The sequence below is a fragment of the Pseudoalteromonas sp. HF66 genome, assembly GCF_011806445.1.
Taxonomy (GTDB): Bacteria; Pseudomonadota; Gammaproteobacteria; order Enterobacterales; family Alteromonadaceae; genus Pseudoalteromonas; species Pseudoalteromonas apostichopi.
In genome coordinates this window covers 121,278-135,316 of sequence record NZ_JAATOU010000002.1, presented here as the reverse complement: position 1 = coordinate 135,316, position 14,039 = coordinate 121,278, and the positions used below count along the sequence as shown (strand labels likewise).

Annotated in this window: 17 protein-coding genes and 1 pseudogene; 7 read left to right on the top strand and 11 right to left on the bottom strand. The window is 38.3% G+C overall.

The features are described from left to right. Positions 1-9: 9 nt before the first annotated feature. Complete coding sequence (locus tag HCZ11_RS03430; RefSeq protein WP_167657647.1) at positions 10-1,161, bottom strand: glycosyltransferase; 1,152 nt, start codon at positions 1,159-1,161, stop codon at positions 10-12. 220 nt (positions 1,162-1,381) lie between these two features. Between HCZ11_RS03430 and HCZ11_RS03425 the strand changes: the two genes are divergently transcribed. Both HCZ11_RS03425 and HCZ11_RS03420 read left to right on the top strand, forming a co-directional pair. Continuing rightward, positions 1,382-2,299: a glycosyltransferase family A protein gene (locus HCZ11_RS03425; protein WP_167657646.1), complete on the top strand. Its 918-nt coding sequence runs from the start codon at positions 1,382-1,384 to the stop codon at positions 2,297-2,299. After that, positions 2,296-2,700, top strand: coding sequence for a response regulator (locus tag HCZ11_RS03420; RefSeq protein WP_167657645.1), 405 nt, complete (start codon positions 2,296-2,298; stop codon positions 2,698-2,700). The genes HCZ11_RS03425 and HCZ11_RS03420 overlap by 4 nt, the downstream gene beginning before the upstream one ends. On the opposite strand, the gene HCZ11_RS03415 is transcribed toward HCZ11_RS03420, so the two are convergent. The 4 genes from HCZ11_RS03415 to HCZ11_RS03400 form a co-directional block, all read right to left on the bottom strand. Next, positions 2,673-3,587, bottom strand: coding sequence for an endonuclease/exonuclease/phosphatase family protein (locus tag HCZ11_RS03415; RefSeq protein WP_167657644.1), 915 nt, complete (start codon positions 3,585-3,587; stop codon positions 2,673-2,675). The genes HCZ11_RS03420 and HCZ11_RS03415 overlap by 28 nt on opposite strands. Before the next feature lie 145 nt (positions 3,588-3,732). Further along, positions 3,733-4,167, bottom strand: coding sequence for an acyl-CoA thioesterase (locus HCZ11_RS03410; protein ID WP_063705312.1), 435 nt, complete (start codon positions 4,165-4,167; stop codon positions 3,733-3,735). 5 nt (positions 4,168-4,172) lie between these two features. After that, positions 4,173-4,991 (bottom strand): M23 family metallopeptidase, encoded by an 819-nt coding sequence (locus HCZ11_RS03405; RefSeq protein WP_167657643.1) that lies wholly within the window; start codon positions 4,989-4,991, stop codon positions 4,173-4,175. Continuing rightward, positions 4,984-5,841, bottom strand: coding sequence for a 6-carboxytetrahydropterin synthase (locus HCZ11_RS03400; protein WP_130051477.1), 858 nt, complete (start codon positions 5,839-5,841; stop codon positions 4,984-4,986). The genes HCZ11_RS03405 and HCZ11_RS03400 overlap by 8 nt, the downstream gene beginning before the upstream one ends. Before the next feature lie 207 nt (positions 5,842-6,048). On the opposite strand from HCZ11_RS03400, the gene fabA reads away from it, so the two are divergent. Continuing rightward, positions 6,049-6,564: a bifunctional 3-hydroxydecanoyl-ACP dehydratase/trans-2-decenoyl-ACP isomerase gene (gene fabA, locus HCZ11_RS03395; protein ID WP_130051476.1), complete on the top strand. Its 516-nt coding sequence runs from the start codon at positions 6,049-6,051 to the stop codon at positions 6,562-6,564. A gap of 78 nt (positions 6,565-6,642) precedes the next feature. On the opposite strand, the gene rmf is transcribed toward fabA, so the two are convergent. Next, positions 6,643-6,813, bottom strand: coding sequence for a ribosome modulation factor (rmf, locus tag HCZ11_RS03390; protein ID WP_036968408.1), 171 nt, complete (start codon positions 6,811-6,813; stop codon positions 6,643-6,645). 374 nt (positions 6,814-7,187) lie between these two features. Between rmf and HCZ11_RS03385 the strand changes: the two genes are divergently transcribed. The 4 genes from HCZ11_RS03385 to gloA all read left to right on the top strand — a co-directional run bounded on the left by HCZ11_RS03385 (position 7,188) and on the right by gloA (position 10,107). After that, complete coding sequence (locus tag HCZ11_RS03385; protein WP_130051475.1) at positions 7,188-7,820, top strand: TetR/AcrR family transcriptional regulator; 633 nt, start codon at positions 7,188-7,190, stop codon at positions 7,818-7,820. A gap of 60 nt (positions 7,821-7,880) precedes the next feature. After that, on the top strand, positions 7,881-8,873 hold the full coding sequence (locus HCZ11_RS03380) for an MDR family oxidoreductase (RefSeq protein WP_130051474.1): 993 nt from the start codon (positions 7,881-7,883) through the stop codon (positions 8,871-8,873). Positions 8,874-8,963: 90 nt separating this feature from the next. Further along, positions 8,964-9,380: a VF530 family DNA-binding protein gene (locus HCZ11_RS03375; protein ID WP_130051473.1), complete on the top strand. Its 417-nt coding sequence runs from the start codon at positions 8,964-8,966 to the stop codon at positions 9,378-9,380. A 196-nt stretch (positions 9,381-9,576) separates the two neighbouring features. Next, positions 9,577-10,107 carry a lactoylglutathione lyase gene (gloA, locus tag HCZ11_RS03370; protein WP_167657642.1) on the top strand — a complete coding sequence of 177 codons (531 nt, stop codon included), beginning with the start codon at positions 9,577-9,579 and terminating at the stop codon, positions 10,105-10,107. Between the two features lie 74 nt (positions 10,108-10,181). Here gloA and HCZ11_RS03365 read toward each other — a convergent pair whose 3' ends face one another. The 5 genes and pseudogenes from HCZ11_RS03365 to HCZ11_RS03350 all read right to left on the bottom strand — a co-directional run bounded on the left by HCZ11_RS03365 (position 10,182) and on the right by HCZ11_RS03350 (position 14,035). After that, entirely contained in the window at positions 10,182-10,394 is a 213-nt protein-coding gene (locus HCZ11_RS03365) for a CPXCG motif-containing cysteine-rich protein (protein WP_167657641.1), read from the bottom strand. Positions 10,395-10,463: 69 nt separating this feature from the next. After that, a pseudogene (locus tag HCZ11_RS19760) lies at positions 10,464-10,676 on the bottom strand (DUF6678 family protein); the annotation flags it as partial. Positions 10,677-10,797: 121 nt separating this feature from the next. Continuing rightward, positions 10,798-12,621: a phosphotransferase gene (locus tag HCZ11_RS03360; protein WP_167657640.1), complete on the bottom strand. Its 1,824-nt coding sequence runs from the start codon at positions 12,619-12,621 to the stop codon at positions 10,798-10,800. Positions 12,622-12,676: 55 nt separating this feature from the next. Further along, positions 12,677-13,165: a hypothetical protein gene (locus HCZ11_RS03355; protein WP_167657639.1), complete on the bottom strand. Its 489-nt coding sequence runs from the start codon at positions 13,163-13,165 to the stop codon at positions 12,677-12,679. Positions 13,166-13,273: 108 nt separating this feature from the next. Then, complete coding sequence (locus HCZ11_RS03350) at positions 13,274-14,035, bottom strand: SDR family oxidoreductase (RefSeq protein WP_167657638.1); 762 nt, start codon at positions 14,033-14,035, stop codon at positions 13,274-13,276. Positions 14,036-14,039: the final 4 nt, after the last annotated feature.

Here is a 14,039-nt window from a genome sequence, read left to right as displayed (position 1 = left end):
AAAACCTCCCTATAAAGATTCAACCCATTTGGAAAGCTGCTGCGCTTGTTTAACTGCGTTATAATGCTCATTCACATGCTGCTTGGCATTTTGACCAAGTAAATACCGCTTTTGTGGTGATAACTGGTGAAATTTAAAGAGCATTTTGCTAAGCCCGGAGATACTGCCTGGCATACACTTCATACCAACGCTTGGGGTAACAATTTCGTTTGCTCCCATTAACGTGGTAGTCAGTACAGGAAGACCACACGCCATAGCTTCTTTTAAAACTAACGGCCCTGTATCACGATCGCCATTTTCTGCGACACAAAAAGGGGCAATAAGGGCCGAGTAGAAAATCAGGTTTGAACTAACCCAGTCATGAGGTTTTTCACCTAGAAAACGTATATATTTACGAATACCTAACTCTTCAGCCATGTACATTAAATCGTTCAGCATTGGACCGTCCCCTACTATATCGAGGGTAATACCAAACTCTTTTGGAATATGCTTAAGTGCAGGTAGTAGAAATTGCAGACCTTTCTTTTCAACTAGACGGCCGATAAAAATTAAACGCACAGATTCATTTAGGGACGATGGTACAAACTTAAATTGGCTAGTATCGATACCACAATGCAACAATTTAACATTGCTCTTCGAAAAGCGTTTAAATTGCATAGCCATTTCTTCACAAACTGCTATTGAAAAATCACAAAGAGCTAATTTGGGTTTTAAGTCTGCGTTGTTTACGTAAACATCATGGCCATGACCAATAGAAGATACTGTAATGTCTGCAAGTTTTGCAGCAACGATACCGTATGCAAGTGGTCCATGCATAAAATGACAATGTAAATGATCTATCTTTGCAGCTTTTATATAACGTGCAATTTGATAACCATAAGCAAGCAAGGATTGTGTTGAAATTGATTTAAATTGAATTGCTGTATACGTTGCCCTCGCTAACTTATAAATGTTAAACATAGAAGGTAAGATTGATTTAAACGCAGGCTTAGTGATTTTTTTAACTTCAATGGCACTGGTTAAGTTAATCAACACACTGGTTTTTTCAAATGTAAGAACTGTCACCTTATGCCCTGCATTTAGAAGAGCTTTAATTTCCGTAACAACAAATGTTTCAGATGCAATCGGAAAGCTTGGGACCAAAATAGCAATGTGCTTCATAAAAACGCTCCTATAAAAACTGTTATAAGAGCTATGGCAAGTTCCATACCCAGCAAAAAAACCGAAATATTCCCGAATTGAGATAAAAAATTACCGAAGATTTGCAAAATGCAACGCACAAAGAGAAAAGGCTGAGTAATTTAACAGAAAATACAGATTTAAAGCTGGCTTTTAAATTGCGTATCCTTCAATACGTAAATTAATGCTTTTGGAGCATATTATGAACAGCCAAGTCAGTATTATCATTCCTAACTACAACTGTTTGCAGTATCTAGATACGTGTATTAACAGCATTTACCAGCAAAAAAATGTAAATTTTGAAATCATTATTGTTGATGATGGCTCTACAGATGGCAGCAAAGAATACCTTGAGCAACTAGCTGCTGACAAAAGTGAAGTACGCATCTTTAGCCAACAAAGAAAAGGGGTTGTCGCTGCTCGTAACCTGGCAATTACGCAAGCAAAGTCAGAGTACTTAGCTTTTTTAGATGCCGATGATTATTGGTCAGCAGATAAACTTGCAGCTCAGTTATCATTTCATAAAAAACACCCAGATTGCGTGTTAAGTTTTACTGACTACATGCATTTTAATGAAAAGAACGAAGATATAATTGGCTGTTTTGATTACTGGCCTGAGTTTAAATGCAATGAAGAAAACACAGACTTCCAATTTCTTGATAATCCAATAAGCCAAATGATCACCACCAACATTGTTGGCACTTCGTCGGTCATGGTTAAGCGCTCTGCCATTGTTGAGGTGGGTGGTTTTGATAATAAGTTAAGTAGCGCTACCGATTTAGATTGCTGGTTAAAAATAGCTAAAAAAGGTTATGTAGGTTATTCAACCCTGTGTGCAATGCACTATCTAATGCGTGCTAACTCTATAACATCAAATAGAGAAAATAGATTAGCAGCGATGGTCGAAATTATTAATCGTAACCAATCTGTTGTATCAAACAATGAACGAAAAAAAATTAAAGCACGATTAAGTGAATGCTATGGCGAGTTCTACCGTGAACTTGGTCAGTATTCAAAAGCACTTATGTATTCAAACAGAGCCTTTTGGCTATTCCCTCATAAACGAAACTTTAAACATATGCTGTATGACTTGAAGCACTTATTTGGAGCGCATTCATGAAAAAAAACATTGTAATCATCGATGATGATGAAGCAATTTTACGTTCGCTAAAACGGTTATTAGGTACTAACAACCATGTAATTTGTTTCAGCGACCCTCTATCGGCAATTGAGTATGCGAAAAAGAACTCAATTAGTTTAGTCATTTGTGATTTGCTTATGCCTGCAATCAGTGGTTTTGCTGTTTTAGAGGATATTAAATTGCTACAGCCGAACTGCTCTCGCCTTTTGATTACTGGCTATGCAGAGCTAGAAGCTTCTAAAAGTGCACTTAACAATAATATAGCTAATATGATTACCGCAAAACCTTGGGATAACTTTGAGCTAACTATGCTGGTTGATATATTAATTGAAAATAGTCACCTTAAATTTAATCAATGCGTAGAAAATGTGAGTTCATAGTGCAGCAGTTTGTGGTCGCTGCCGTTTACTGAGTTAACACCAACATTAGATAAAGAAATATCTTCACTCACTAAACAATGATCTATTGGTAAACCCAAAACTTTTAAATCACTTAGCTGATTATTGAAATACCAACTTGTATAAAAACCTGCGCGATTAAAGCAACTGCTTTTAGTCTTTATAAAGTACCGTGACCAAGGTACTGTATTAAAATCACCGGCAACTAACCAACTCCCTTTCAAGTTTTTAATTTCATTACTAACTTCACTTAATACCCTATTTCTCTGACTCCATAAAGTATGAGTTCTAGGTGATGGAGGATGAAAAAAAACACTATTTAACATAATGTTATTGTACAAGAAACTAAGTTTTACATAGCCAAGTTTAGGATTATCAAAGCGTTTAATTTGCCTTTGCACAATAGGTAGCTTGGAGATAACAAGAATGCCAAATGGTGCCCCTTCAACTTCAGCATAACCAAACAAATGATATTGCGTGTTGAGTTCATCAAGCACATGTCGCTGCGTATCATTAAACTCAAACAGTACCAAGATATCATTTTGCGTACCAAAAAATTGACTGTCGATGATCTGTGCTAAGTTAGGATTGCTATATTGCAAATTTACTTGTGCGATTTTGATATCGGAATTTTTAACAGCTTCAGATGATGAGTAAGGTTTAAAGTGAAATAGAACTAAGCCAATACTTAAAAAAACTAAACAAAAAGAAAGCTTTTTACTCCATAACAATAAAAGTATTGCAGGTAATAAGCTACATATAATCAGCACGCCACGCAAAGCGCCTGCTAAATCAAACAGGTAACCTTCGAGTTGATTAAAAGCCAACAATATAATTAATATATAAATAACCATTAATATTAAACGCATCGCACTCCCCCCTTTGATTACTTATAGCTGCATATTTTGTTCCTTGCTGATAGATTCATATAACATAACTAGTATGATGTGTTCTTCAACGGTAAAAAATTAAGCACCCGAAGGTACTTAATTCACTTTAAACTTGCAGTAAGTCTTATTCGAAACCGTTAATCATTTTATCGCAAACTACCGGAGTTGGTCTGTGGTTATCATCAACAGCAACAAACGTAAAGCTACCTGAAATAGCTAAGTGCTTGTCATCTTTGTGCATTCTTTCTAAAAAGATTTCAACGTCTACTTTAAGGCTGGTATTACCTACATGTACAACTTTAGAGATAAGCTCTGCGAATGTACCAGCCGGAATGGCTTCTTTAAAATCTACACGGTCAGACGAAATCGTTACAAGTGGCTTACGACAAAAACGTGTAGCAGCAATAAACGCTACTTCATCCATCCACGCCAACGCGTCACCGCCAAATAAAGTATTGTGGTGGTTGGTACGGCCAGGAAAAACAGTTTTTGTTACTGATGTTGTTGAGTCAGCAATACGCTTTGCAATAATAGCGTCACGATCGATTTGTTGTGTCATAGTCTCTACTTTTTATTAGCTAATGTGTCTTGCATCATTAGCGCAGGGTCAAGGCGTTCATTCTTCCAATTAAAACGCCAGTCTAAATGAGGGCCAGTTACGCGACCAGTCGCGCCGATCTCAGCAATTTTATCGCCACGCTTAATTTCATCCCCTACTTTTACATCTAATTTGCTTAAGTGTATGTAAGTAGAGGTAACGCCATGGCCATGGTCAAGAATTAAAGTACCACCAGAGTAATATAAGTCAGCATCAGCAAAAACCACTGTGCCGCTCACTGGGGCATACACTGGACTACCCGTTTTATTGGCAATGTCTAATCCAAAGTGTGGTCGACGAGGTTCACCATTAAAGTAGCGCTGGCTACCATAAACACCAGAAATTCGCCCAACTGCAGGCTTATAAACGGGATCTAAAAAATAACGTAAATCAGAATTAACTTGTCTAGCTTTACGAACAGCAACAGCTTCACGGCTAATACGTTCAGACACTTCTTTAGGGGGCGAAACATATTTTTTTGCAACACCGGTGATTTTATCAATTTTGTAATCACGTTTTGTGATCACAATTTCTTGTTCGTGACTTACACCTGCCCTATCAACCCAAGAAAGGGTATGATTTGCCTTAGCATCACGACCAAAACCGAACACAAACTCACCATTTGTTGAAAGCTTAAGATGCTCACCATTTAAGCTAACACTTTTAGCACCTTCAATATGGCCAGTCACTAAACCGCCTTGAGTTAAATGTCCTTTTAATTCAACAGCACTTGCAGTTAAAGAAAACAATCCTGCAAATGCTGCTATTAGTAATCCTTTACGCATAACTTATAGACCCCTTGCCAACCCCTTCATAAGCTGTAATTTTTACTTCTGATTCAGGGTATTGGTTTTTAACTTGTGAACTTAAGTAGTCTGCAATGCACTCAACCGTAGTATCGCAAGGTAAAATGTCGCAGCGTGACTTATCAATCGCCATTTCAAAATAGCCTTGCTGTGATGTATAAGCAAAACATACATCGTTATCTTGTGCTGTTACATGCTTAAGGTCTGATTTATTAATTTCATCTTCAGCTGTTGCTAAATAAATGTCTTCCCATTTATCTGCCCACTCTTTTTGTAAGCGAGGCATAGCCATACCATCAAGGCTAATACCAATTTGTGAGCGATGACCATGAATAATACGCTGACAATTACCATCGTGCTTTTTAAGACCGTGACTATAGTGATAGTAAAAGCTTTGGCTGTGCTCTGGGTATAAATTAATTTCAATCTTTTCAATGTTGCTAGGTAACTCAGGCATAATAGTTTTAATTAAAAACTCAGTTACCGATTTTTCATCAACAATATCAGCATCAATTAAACAAAATGCTTGATTTGGAGCACTCATAGCTAAGTGGTAATTATCACCAAAGTGACAATCTAACACGCTGTGATCAGCATGCTTTATAATTGAACCGTTTAGACTGTTAGGCACAGCAAGTTTATGGTCGATACAGTTATCAATAATGCCCTTAATCTGTTTTTTGACTAAACCAAAATCAAGGACCATCGACTCATCATTTAATTGACCGTGCAGAGTTAAATCCACAATCCAGCTCTCGCCAACTGCGCCGCGTTTATTACACAAGTAAGAAAAATCAATCACTGTTAGTGAGTTTACAAAAAGGATCATAAATTTCCTTTAGACTGGTTAAAGAATCACAGCAATTATAATGATTTTTACTTCACAATGCGCGGTTTTATCTACCTTTATCAGCGACACTTTAATTAAATGGTCATAAAACAAGCGAAAAATAGCAAAAAATTAACTGCTCCGAGTTGTTTAGCGTACAAGTGTACGCTAAAGTACGGGGCAATTTCTAAGCGATGAATAAGAGTTATGGAACCTAAAAACAGCTATACAAAAGAAGAATTGGTCCTTTGTGGTCAAGGTGAAATGTTCGGTGAAGGCAACTGTCGTTTACCAAGTGACAACATGCTAATGATGGACCGCATTATCTCTATCACTGCTGACGGTGGTGAGCACGGTAAAGGTCAGATCGTTGCAGAACTAGATATCAACCCTGATCTTTGGTTCTTCGACTGTCACTTTAAAGGTGACCCGGTAATGCCAGGTTGTCTAGGCCTAGATGCAATGTGGCAATTAGTTGGTTTCTTCCTTGGTTGGTCAGGTGGTCCTGGTCTTGGTCGTGCACTTGGTGTAGGTGAAGTTAAGTTCACAGGTCAAATCCTACCAACTGCTACAAAAGTAACCTATCGATTAGACATGAAACGTGTAATTAAACGTAAATTATTCATGGGTATGGCTGATGGTACTGTTGAAGTCGATGGCCGCGTTATTTATGAAGCAAAAGATCTAAAAGTAGGTCTTTTCCAAGATACATCTGCGTTTTAATCTTTAATTTAAGATACAAAATAGCAGGTACAAAAAAGCCCCTTGATGGGGCTTTTTTGCGTGAATAAGGTGCCTATATTAAGTTTTGAACATATTACGGTTTTCAATGGCCTCTCGCCAGCCACCCAACCATTCAGATTTAGGGTCGATTTGTTGATAAGGGCATTGTTCTTTTGAACGGCCTGCCAAGCCTGCTTTATAACCTTGAGAATGAGCTCTTTCTAAACGATCTCTTTTCTGTCTCTTCATAGGTAATATCCTCACCTTTTATATTTATAGATATGTAGCGAAATTGACATCTACATTTAATGAATAGTTAATAAAACTGTTAAATTCAAATGGCAAAAAACAATTAAATAGTTTGACAATAACTAACATGCTGATGCTCAAATGAATTAACATTTAAAATGACTAAGTGGTCGTACCTCTTCATCTAAAACGACCTATAAATACACTTAAATTCAGCTAAACACGATACAGCTCTTTTTAGCCTCCTAAATTATGACCAACACTTTTTTAGCAAAGTTCCCATTTAAATTGTAATCATGACAAATTTATGATGATTACAATTTAGTCAAATTAATTCTTGCATATTAAAAACCGATCGGTCTAATATAGTCGTCATGGAAAAACATAGCAAAGTGCCAAGCCGTCGCGGCAGGCCACCCAAAATAGCGCGTTCAAATGCAGATACTCGTGCCCTATTAATTAATACGGGCTTAGCTGTATTGACCGAAAAAGGCTTTAGCGCAACAGGCATTGATTTAATTTTAAAATCGGCTCAAGTGCCAAAAGGGTCTTTTTATCATTATTTCAAAAGTAAAAATGATTTTGGCTTAGCACTCATCGATGCTTATGACAATTATTTTCAAGCAAAGTTAAAACGCCATTTAACAAACGAAGCTACAACACCTCTTGAGAGAATTGTGCTGTTTGCAAATGATGCTAAACAAGGGATGGCAAAATTTGAATTTACACGTGGGTGCTTAATTGGCAATTTAAACCAAGAACTCAGTTACCTTGATGATTTCATGATTGAACGCATCAAAAAGGCTTACAATAGCTGGCAAGCATTAATTGAACAGTGCTTACTTGACGCTAAAAAGCTAAAACAAATACCCCAAGCATCAGATTGTAAGATGCTTGCTGAATTTTTTTGGATTGGCTGGGAGGGTGCAGTAATGCGCTCTAAACTTGATAAATCAAGTGAACCGCTTACCCTTTATACAGCACAATTTTTACGCTTAATTTTATAAAGCCGTTTTAAACGGTTTTATTTTAACCATTAAAAGACGATCGGTCTAAAAGGAGTCAACATGACAACATCAGTAAAATCGGTAGTTATAAACAAAGATGATCAAGGCTATCATGCCGAGTACACAGACTTTCCCGTAGAAAATATCCACCAGCACGATGTAAATATTGATGTTGACTACAGTACCTTAAATTACAAAGACGCTTTAGCTATCACTGGTAAAGGCCCAGTAGTAAGAACATTTCCAATGATCCCAGGCATCGACCTTGCTGGCACTGTTAGCGAATCTAACAGTGATGAATTTAAAGTAGGGGATAAAGTATTATTAAATGGCTTTGGGGTTGGTGAAAAATACCTAGGCGGTCTTAGCGAAAAAGCATCAATGAGTAGTGATTGGCTGATCCCCCTACCCGCTAACTTAACACCAAAGCAAGCAATGCAAATAGGAACAGCTGGTTATACAGCTATGCTAAGTATTATTGCTTTAGAAAAACAAGGTATCACGCCGCAAAGTGGCGAAGTCCTTGTAACTGGTGGTAATGGTGGCGTGGGTAGTTTTGCTATCTATTTATTAAACAAGCTTGGCTTTGATGTTGTTGCTACAACAGGCCGCATGAATGAAGCACAGCACCTTGAAAAATTAGGTGCAAAACGTGTTTTATCGCGTGATGAATTTTCGTCACCGGGCAAACCACTAGCTAAAGAACAATTCGCTGGTGCAATTGATTCAGTAGGTAGCCACACACTTGCAAATGTTTGTGCATCAATAAAATATGGTGGTGTTGTAACAGCGTGTGGTTTAGCACAAGGCATGGACTTCCCAGCAACAGTCGCGCCGTTTATCCTTCGCGGTATAAGCCTTATGGGTATAGATAGTGTAATGCGTCCTAAAGAAGACCGCATTGAAGCATGGCAGCGTTTAAGCGAGCTTGTTGAAACACAATACCTAGATACCATATCGCAAGAAATTCCTCTTTCACAAGCGATAGCAAATGCAGAAGCGTTACTAAAAGGTGAAATTCGCGGCCGCGTTGTGGTTAATTGCAAAGAATAAGCTCGAAAACAAACATTCTTAGCAAGTTAGCTATAAAACTAGGGTAAAGGCAATTATACTTACCCTAGTTTTGTAATACCGGACAGTCTAATGAGTAATAAAGAAATTTTCAGCAACAACCCACTGCAAGGTGTTGGTATTGAACAAGTCGTAACAGAGCTTGTCGAACAATATGGCTGGGAATTACTCCACGCCTATATGCGTTTAAACTGCTTTAAAAATAATCCTGATGTTAAATCTGCGGTTAAGTTTTTACGTAAAACCCAATGGGCACAAGAAAAAGTAGAAAACTTTTATTTGTATCGTCTTAAAAACTTACCACGCCCTGATGATGTAAACTATGAATTGCCACCTCGCGATCGTGTGATCCCTGCTGATCAAAAACCAGGTGATCCTTGTGAGTTAAGTTTTACCGACGCTAAACGCATTCATGCTAAAAAAGAAGCCAAGCAGCAAGCACGAGCACGTAAGCAGCGTTCAAATGCGAGTAACCCTTGGGGTAATTGATCGACAAAAGCTGTAAGTTTTATGCTATAAGTTGAAATGAGCCGCCTGTTGGGCGGTTTTTTTATATGAGTGAGTTAGTAAGTTAAGAATTGAAGTGCTACCTAAACACGTCAATAATATTTGTTATTAATTTAAGGGTAACCTGATTATGTTAGACTGATTGCATCATCAGTAATTTGAGTTAAAAAGGATGTGTATGTCTAACTACAACGAGTCAACTGAACAAATCGCAAACGCAACGCAAGATTACGTAATGCAACAAACAATGTTGCGAATTAAAGATCCAAAGCCATCTTTAGATTTCTACCAAAACGTTTTAGGCATGAAGTTACTGGGTAAATATGACTTCCCTAAAATGGAGTTTACACTGTACTTTTTAGGTTATGAGCAAGACATGCCAAAAGGCAGCGATAAAGAAAAAGCGCAATGGGTGTTTCGCCGCCCTGCACTTATCGAGCTTACACATAATTGGGGCACAGAAAGCGACGACAGCTTTGCTGGTTACCATAGTGGCAATGAGGAGCCTAAAGGCTTTGGTCATATCGGTATTAGCGTGCCAGACGTGTACGCAGCATGCGAGCGCTTTGCAAAATACGATGTTGAGTTTGTTAAAAAACCTGACGATGGCTCAATGAAAGGCTTAGCCTTTATTAAAGACCCAGATGGCTATTGGATAGAGATACTCTCAGCTGAAGGGATCACTGAGATAATTGAAGAGCATAAGTAAAAGTCAATCACTCATAAACCTGCTATTTAGCAGGTTTTATATTTCATAACTTAGAATTCTTACAATCTTAATTTCTAAAAATTAGAAAAACCACTACTTTCATCATCACTTGATACTGTAACTGAAAGCTCTTGATCTATGCTTTCAAAAACTAAAAAGTTTATTGGCTTACAACAAACCGGACAATCTTCGATGTACTGCTGATCCAAGTCTGCTGGATCTAGCAAGATTTCTATTTGCTCACCACAATAAGGACAAGTAATCCTTTTCTCTGTTAATTGATTCATTAGTTATGTTCCTTATTATTGAGATTACTGTTAGTAATTTTTATTTAAATAAATTCAAACATGTAATTATTAGGTTGCATCAAAAAGATCGTAGCACTTAGGAAGGTATCCCCAAATCCTTATAGTTGTTTTGCCATTTTCGTAAGATAAACCTATCTTATCTAAAAGCTCAGTTAACCTCTGAGAATGATCATGCTCTTTTATAGATTGATTCCCTCTGACGTCTACCACTTCTTCTATAAAGCACAAATCTAGCCACCGAACACCTATAAAAGGAAATGGTAAATGATAGTACTACTTACAATCCCATTCTGATATGTGCCCAGTTACCCATTTTGAACGAAAAGGTGGTTGCCAATTTTGTCTTTCTCACTAGCCGATGTATAAGCCAAAGGCAGAAGGCTCAGATGTCTAACACTCTTTTTGGATCTCGCGGATAAAACTCATCAGGCTGTTTAGTGCACAAATCAAATTCACGGGTATTTTTGTAAGGTAGCTTCATAAAGCCTGCCACACCGACATCAGTGATATTGACAGCATATTGCATAAGCTTGCTTAATAAGCGTTTAAATTCAGGCTCTTTACTGGCATCAAGCAAACGATAGTAATGATGTATTTTCATCCTATCAGGTAAGGCTTCAAAAATTATACAGCCAGTATGGTGTATTTGGTTTAGCTCAAATACGCACTTAATGACCTTTTTCGGGAGCTGTAACTGCTCATCAGGGTCTTTACCATCTTCAAAGTAAGAATGCGGTCTGGTTACGTCTGAGGCTTGTAAATCCATTACTTCATAATCAAGCTCAGGTAAATGCTCAAACTTAAATGCACCGGTGCCATCCCGTTCCAGCTGAATGGTTTTACGTGCATCAAACAGGCAACATTTAAAGAGACCTTTTTGTTCAATTCCCTGCGCCAACATCACAGTGTTGTTTATGGCATCGGTAAACGCAGTGCCAAGTGTTTCATCATGCAGAATAAGCGAAGACTCAACAAACAGGGAGTTTTCTTTCCAATGAAAGCTCAAGCCCCCTACTACCGGGTATTTAGCTAAACGGCTTATTGATGCCAGAAAAGCTTTTTCGGTGTCGCCGGTATCAAATAAAAACTCTTTGTAGTATCTATCGAGCTGAGCGTCATTTACATCAAGTAATTGTTGATTATGGTCGGCTTGCCTTAAAAATTGCTTACGTGAGCTGTAAACCACCGTATCTGGGTGCTCATCAAACTCACTAAACCAATAAGGAATATAAGGGCGAATGACTTTACGAGGTAGCTCAGGTAGGTAAGCTTTAGCCATTGTAGGCATATTACGCATAAAATAATCACCCGCCCCATCGCGAGTGGCCTTATTTTTTGAAAGCATACCATCAATGACTCGGGCAAGCTCCATAGGTAAATTTAAGCTTGTAGCCGGAATAACCGCTGCACCAAATCGGCAAGATTGAGCTGAGGCTAATGCATAAAGGGTTGAGGCAACACCTTGTTCATCAAATCGTGGCGATGATTGTCCACCTGACATTTGCTCGTCACCAATAAAATACACATCACCCATACGTGCATTCGTGGTGCTTATATCAGCAGACATAAGATCCATAAAATTGCTGGCAACCGGATTCCCTTCAGCGTCTATTTGTGCATAAACAGAGCTGCCCCAGTCTACCAACGCCAATTTATTGGTTTGTTCATCATAAACAATATTAGAGGGTTTAATATCGCCATGCACAATTGGCTGTGGACTTAGACCATTTTTGTGTTCACGCAAATCTACAAGCACATTGCGTAGCCTAAGAGCCAGCGCCATGACTTTTGCTGCACTAAAACGCCCCTGTTTGATGGATATTTTTTCTAAGTCTTCACCTAGAGCGCGTTCCATCATTAAAATACCTTGCTTTTTAATGCGTTCAAAAGCATAAAATTTGGGCACCAGCGGGTTATTAACTTGCGAGAGCATGTAGGCTTCGTCTTCTAAACGGTCACGCACACTTTGCGCGAGGGTTATACGTGAAAACTTAAATACCCAAGGTAAGCCTTCATCATCAACACCCGCAAAAACAAATCCAAACGCTCCAGAACCAATCAATTCAACGTCACTGTAACCAAGCAAGGTCAGTTGTTTAATACAAATGTTAAGCCATTGGCGGTGCTTTTTAGCATCATGGTGAGACAGCAAGTAAACAGACTGTTCTTCATTGATATAAAAATTGCGGATTTGTTTGGGATTCACTGCATCTCTCAAAGTTAAGCGGCATTTAACCGCTTAATTATTGAATGCTAGACAGTTAATTACAAGGCTTTTGCTCTTCGATGATCCAGCCATGATTTTTAAAGACTAATTCTGAAAAAATTAAGATGGCGCCAGCAAGTAAAATAAGCTCGTTGAGTGATATGACTTCTGCCATGAATATCCATCCCAAAACAAAAAATGCTAAGGGATCGAGATACCTGAAATACCAAGCGACTTTTCGTGTTTTACCGTATGTGATTCTGTAGCGTTGTACTAATTCACCTTCACACTCTAATGATATAACAGCTGAGAACTTGAAGAAGGGTTTAACGCTTATACACAACTGACAGGATTTACCATCAATATTAAACTCATGAACAGATTTTGTTTTAAAGTTACGTGATTCTGCTATTAATTCACCGTCTACTTTCAGAACTTCTTTACCTGAGTAAGCAGAACCCCAGTATTCAATTAAATGTTCACCCAGTTTGAAGTTAGCTTTAATTCCCTTGCTCATTGATACTGTAATGCCATGAGTGTTCATAAAAAATCTCCTTATAATTATGAAGTTAAGATACTTTAAAAATAAAAAAACGGCAAGCTAGGCTTACCGTTTTGGTACTTTCAATGGGTAAAGGGTTACCATTTAAAATTAAAGGCGAATACCGCCATCAATTTCAACAACACGACCCGTAAAGAAATCATTCTCTACAATGTATTGTGCTGTTTGGGCTATTTCTTCAGCTTCACCAAAACGACCGACAGGCGTTACCGCCATCATGCGTTGTTTTGCTTCTGGTTTCATAGCATCTGTCATCGCAGTGCGGATAACACCCGGTGCGATTGCACCAACACGAATATTAAAGCGACCTAACTCTTTCGCCCAACCTGTTGTCATCGCAACAACACCGGCTTTAGATGCAGCATAGTTTGTTTGGCCAATGTTACCAGCGCGTGCAACGCTAGACATATTAACGATAACGCCACCTTTGCCTGACTCAATCATGTGGCTCGCGGCTTCACGGCCTGCTAAAAATACACCGGTAAGATTCACATCAATCACTGATTGAAACTGAGCCAACGACATTTTATCAACCACTTTGCCTTCTTTCGCTTTAATAAACATACCATCGCGTAAGATACCTGCATTGTTAATTAACACACCGATATGGCCAAAGTCTTTGTTAATAGTATTAAACGTTGCTACAACAGCGTCTTCATCGGTCACATTGGCAGCATAAGCCATCACTTTTGTGCCATGTTTAGAAAGTGCAGATACTGCAGTATCAAGTAAGTCTTGTTGCATATCGATAAGTGCAATGTTAGCACCAAGTGATGCAAATTTTTCGGCCATCGCAAAGCCTAAACCTTGCGCACCACCTGTAATTACGATGTTGTTGTTTTTAATTTCCACAACA

What these genes read in the sequence shown, in the direction of transcription:
- HCZ11_RS03430 (WP_167657647.1), bottom strand. Translation starts at nt 1,161, where the DNA reads ATGAAGCACATTGCTATTTTGGTCCCAAGCTTTCCGATTGCATCTGAA.
- HCZ11_RS03425 (WP_167657646.1), top strand. Translation starts at nt 1,382, where the DNA reads ATGAACAGCCAAGTCAGTATTATCATTCCTAACTACAACTGTTTGCAG.
- HCZ11_RS03420 (WP_167657645.1), top strand. Translation starts at nt 2,296, where the DNA reads ATGAAAAAAAACATTGTAATCATCGATGATGATGAAGCAATTTTACGT.
- HCZ11_RS03415 (WP_167657644.1), bottom strand. Translation starts at nt 3,587, where the DNA reads ATGCGTTTAATATTAATGGTTATTTATATATTAATTATATTGTTGGCT.
- HCZ11_RS03410 (WP_063705312.1), bottom strand. Translation starts at nt 4,167, where the DNA reads ATGACACAACAAATCGATCGTGACGCTATTATTGCAAAGCGTATTGCT.
- HCZ11_RS03405 (WP_167657643.1), bottom strand. Translation starts at nt 4,991, where the DNA reads ATGCGTAAAGGATTACTAATAGCAGCATTTGCAGGATTGTTTTCTTTA.
- HCZ11_RS03400 (WP_130051477.1), bottom strand. Translation starts at nt 5,841, where the DNA reads ATGATCCTTTTTGTAAACTCACTAACAGTGATTGATTTTTCTTACTTG.
- fabA (WP_130051476.1), top strand. Translation starts at nt 6,049, where the DNA reads ATGGAACCTAAAAACAGCTATACAAAAGAAGAATTGGTCCTTTGTGGT.
- rmf (WP_036968408.1), bottom strand. Translation starts at nt 6,813, where the DNA reads ATGAAGAGACAGAAAAGAGATCGTTTAGAAAGAGCTCATTCTCAAGGT.
- HCZ11_RS03385 (WP_130051475.1), top strand. Translation starts at nt 7,188, where the DNA reads ATGGAAAAACATAGCAAAGTGCCAAGCCGTCGCGGCAGGCCACCCAAA.
- HCZ11_RS03380 (WP_130051474.1), top strand. Translation starts at nt 7,881, where the DNA reads ATGACAACATCAGTAAAATCGGTAGTTATAAACAAAGATGATCAAGGC.
- HCZ11_RS03375 (WP_130051473.1), top strand. Translation starts at nt 8,964, where the DNA reads ATGAGTAATAAAGAAATTTTCAGCAACAACCCACTGCAAGGTGTTGGT.
- gloA (WP_167657642.1), top strand. Translation starts at nt 9,577, where the DNA reads ATGTCTAACTACAACGAGTCAACTGAACAAATCGCAAACGCAACGCAA.
- HCZ11_RS03365 (WP_167657641.1), bottom strand. Translation starts at nt 10,394, where the DNA reads ATGAATCAATTAACAGAGAAAAGGATTACTTGTCCTTATTGTGGTGAG.
- HCZ11_RS03355 (WP_167657639.1), bottom strand. Translation starts at nt 13,165, where the DNA reads ATGAACACTCATGGCATTACAGTATCAATGAGCAAGGGAATTAAAGCT.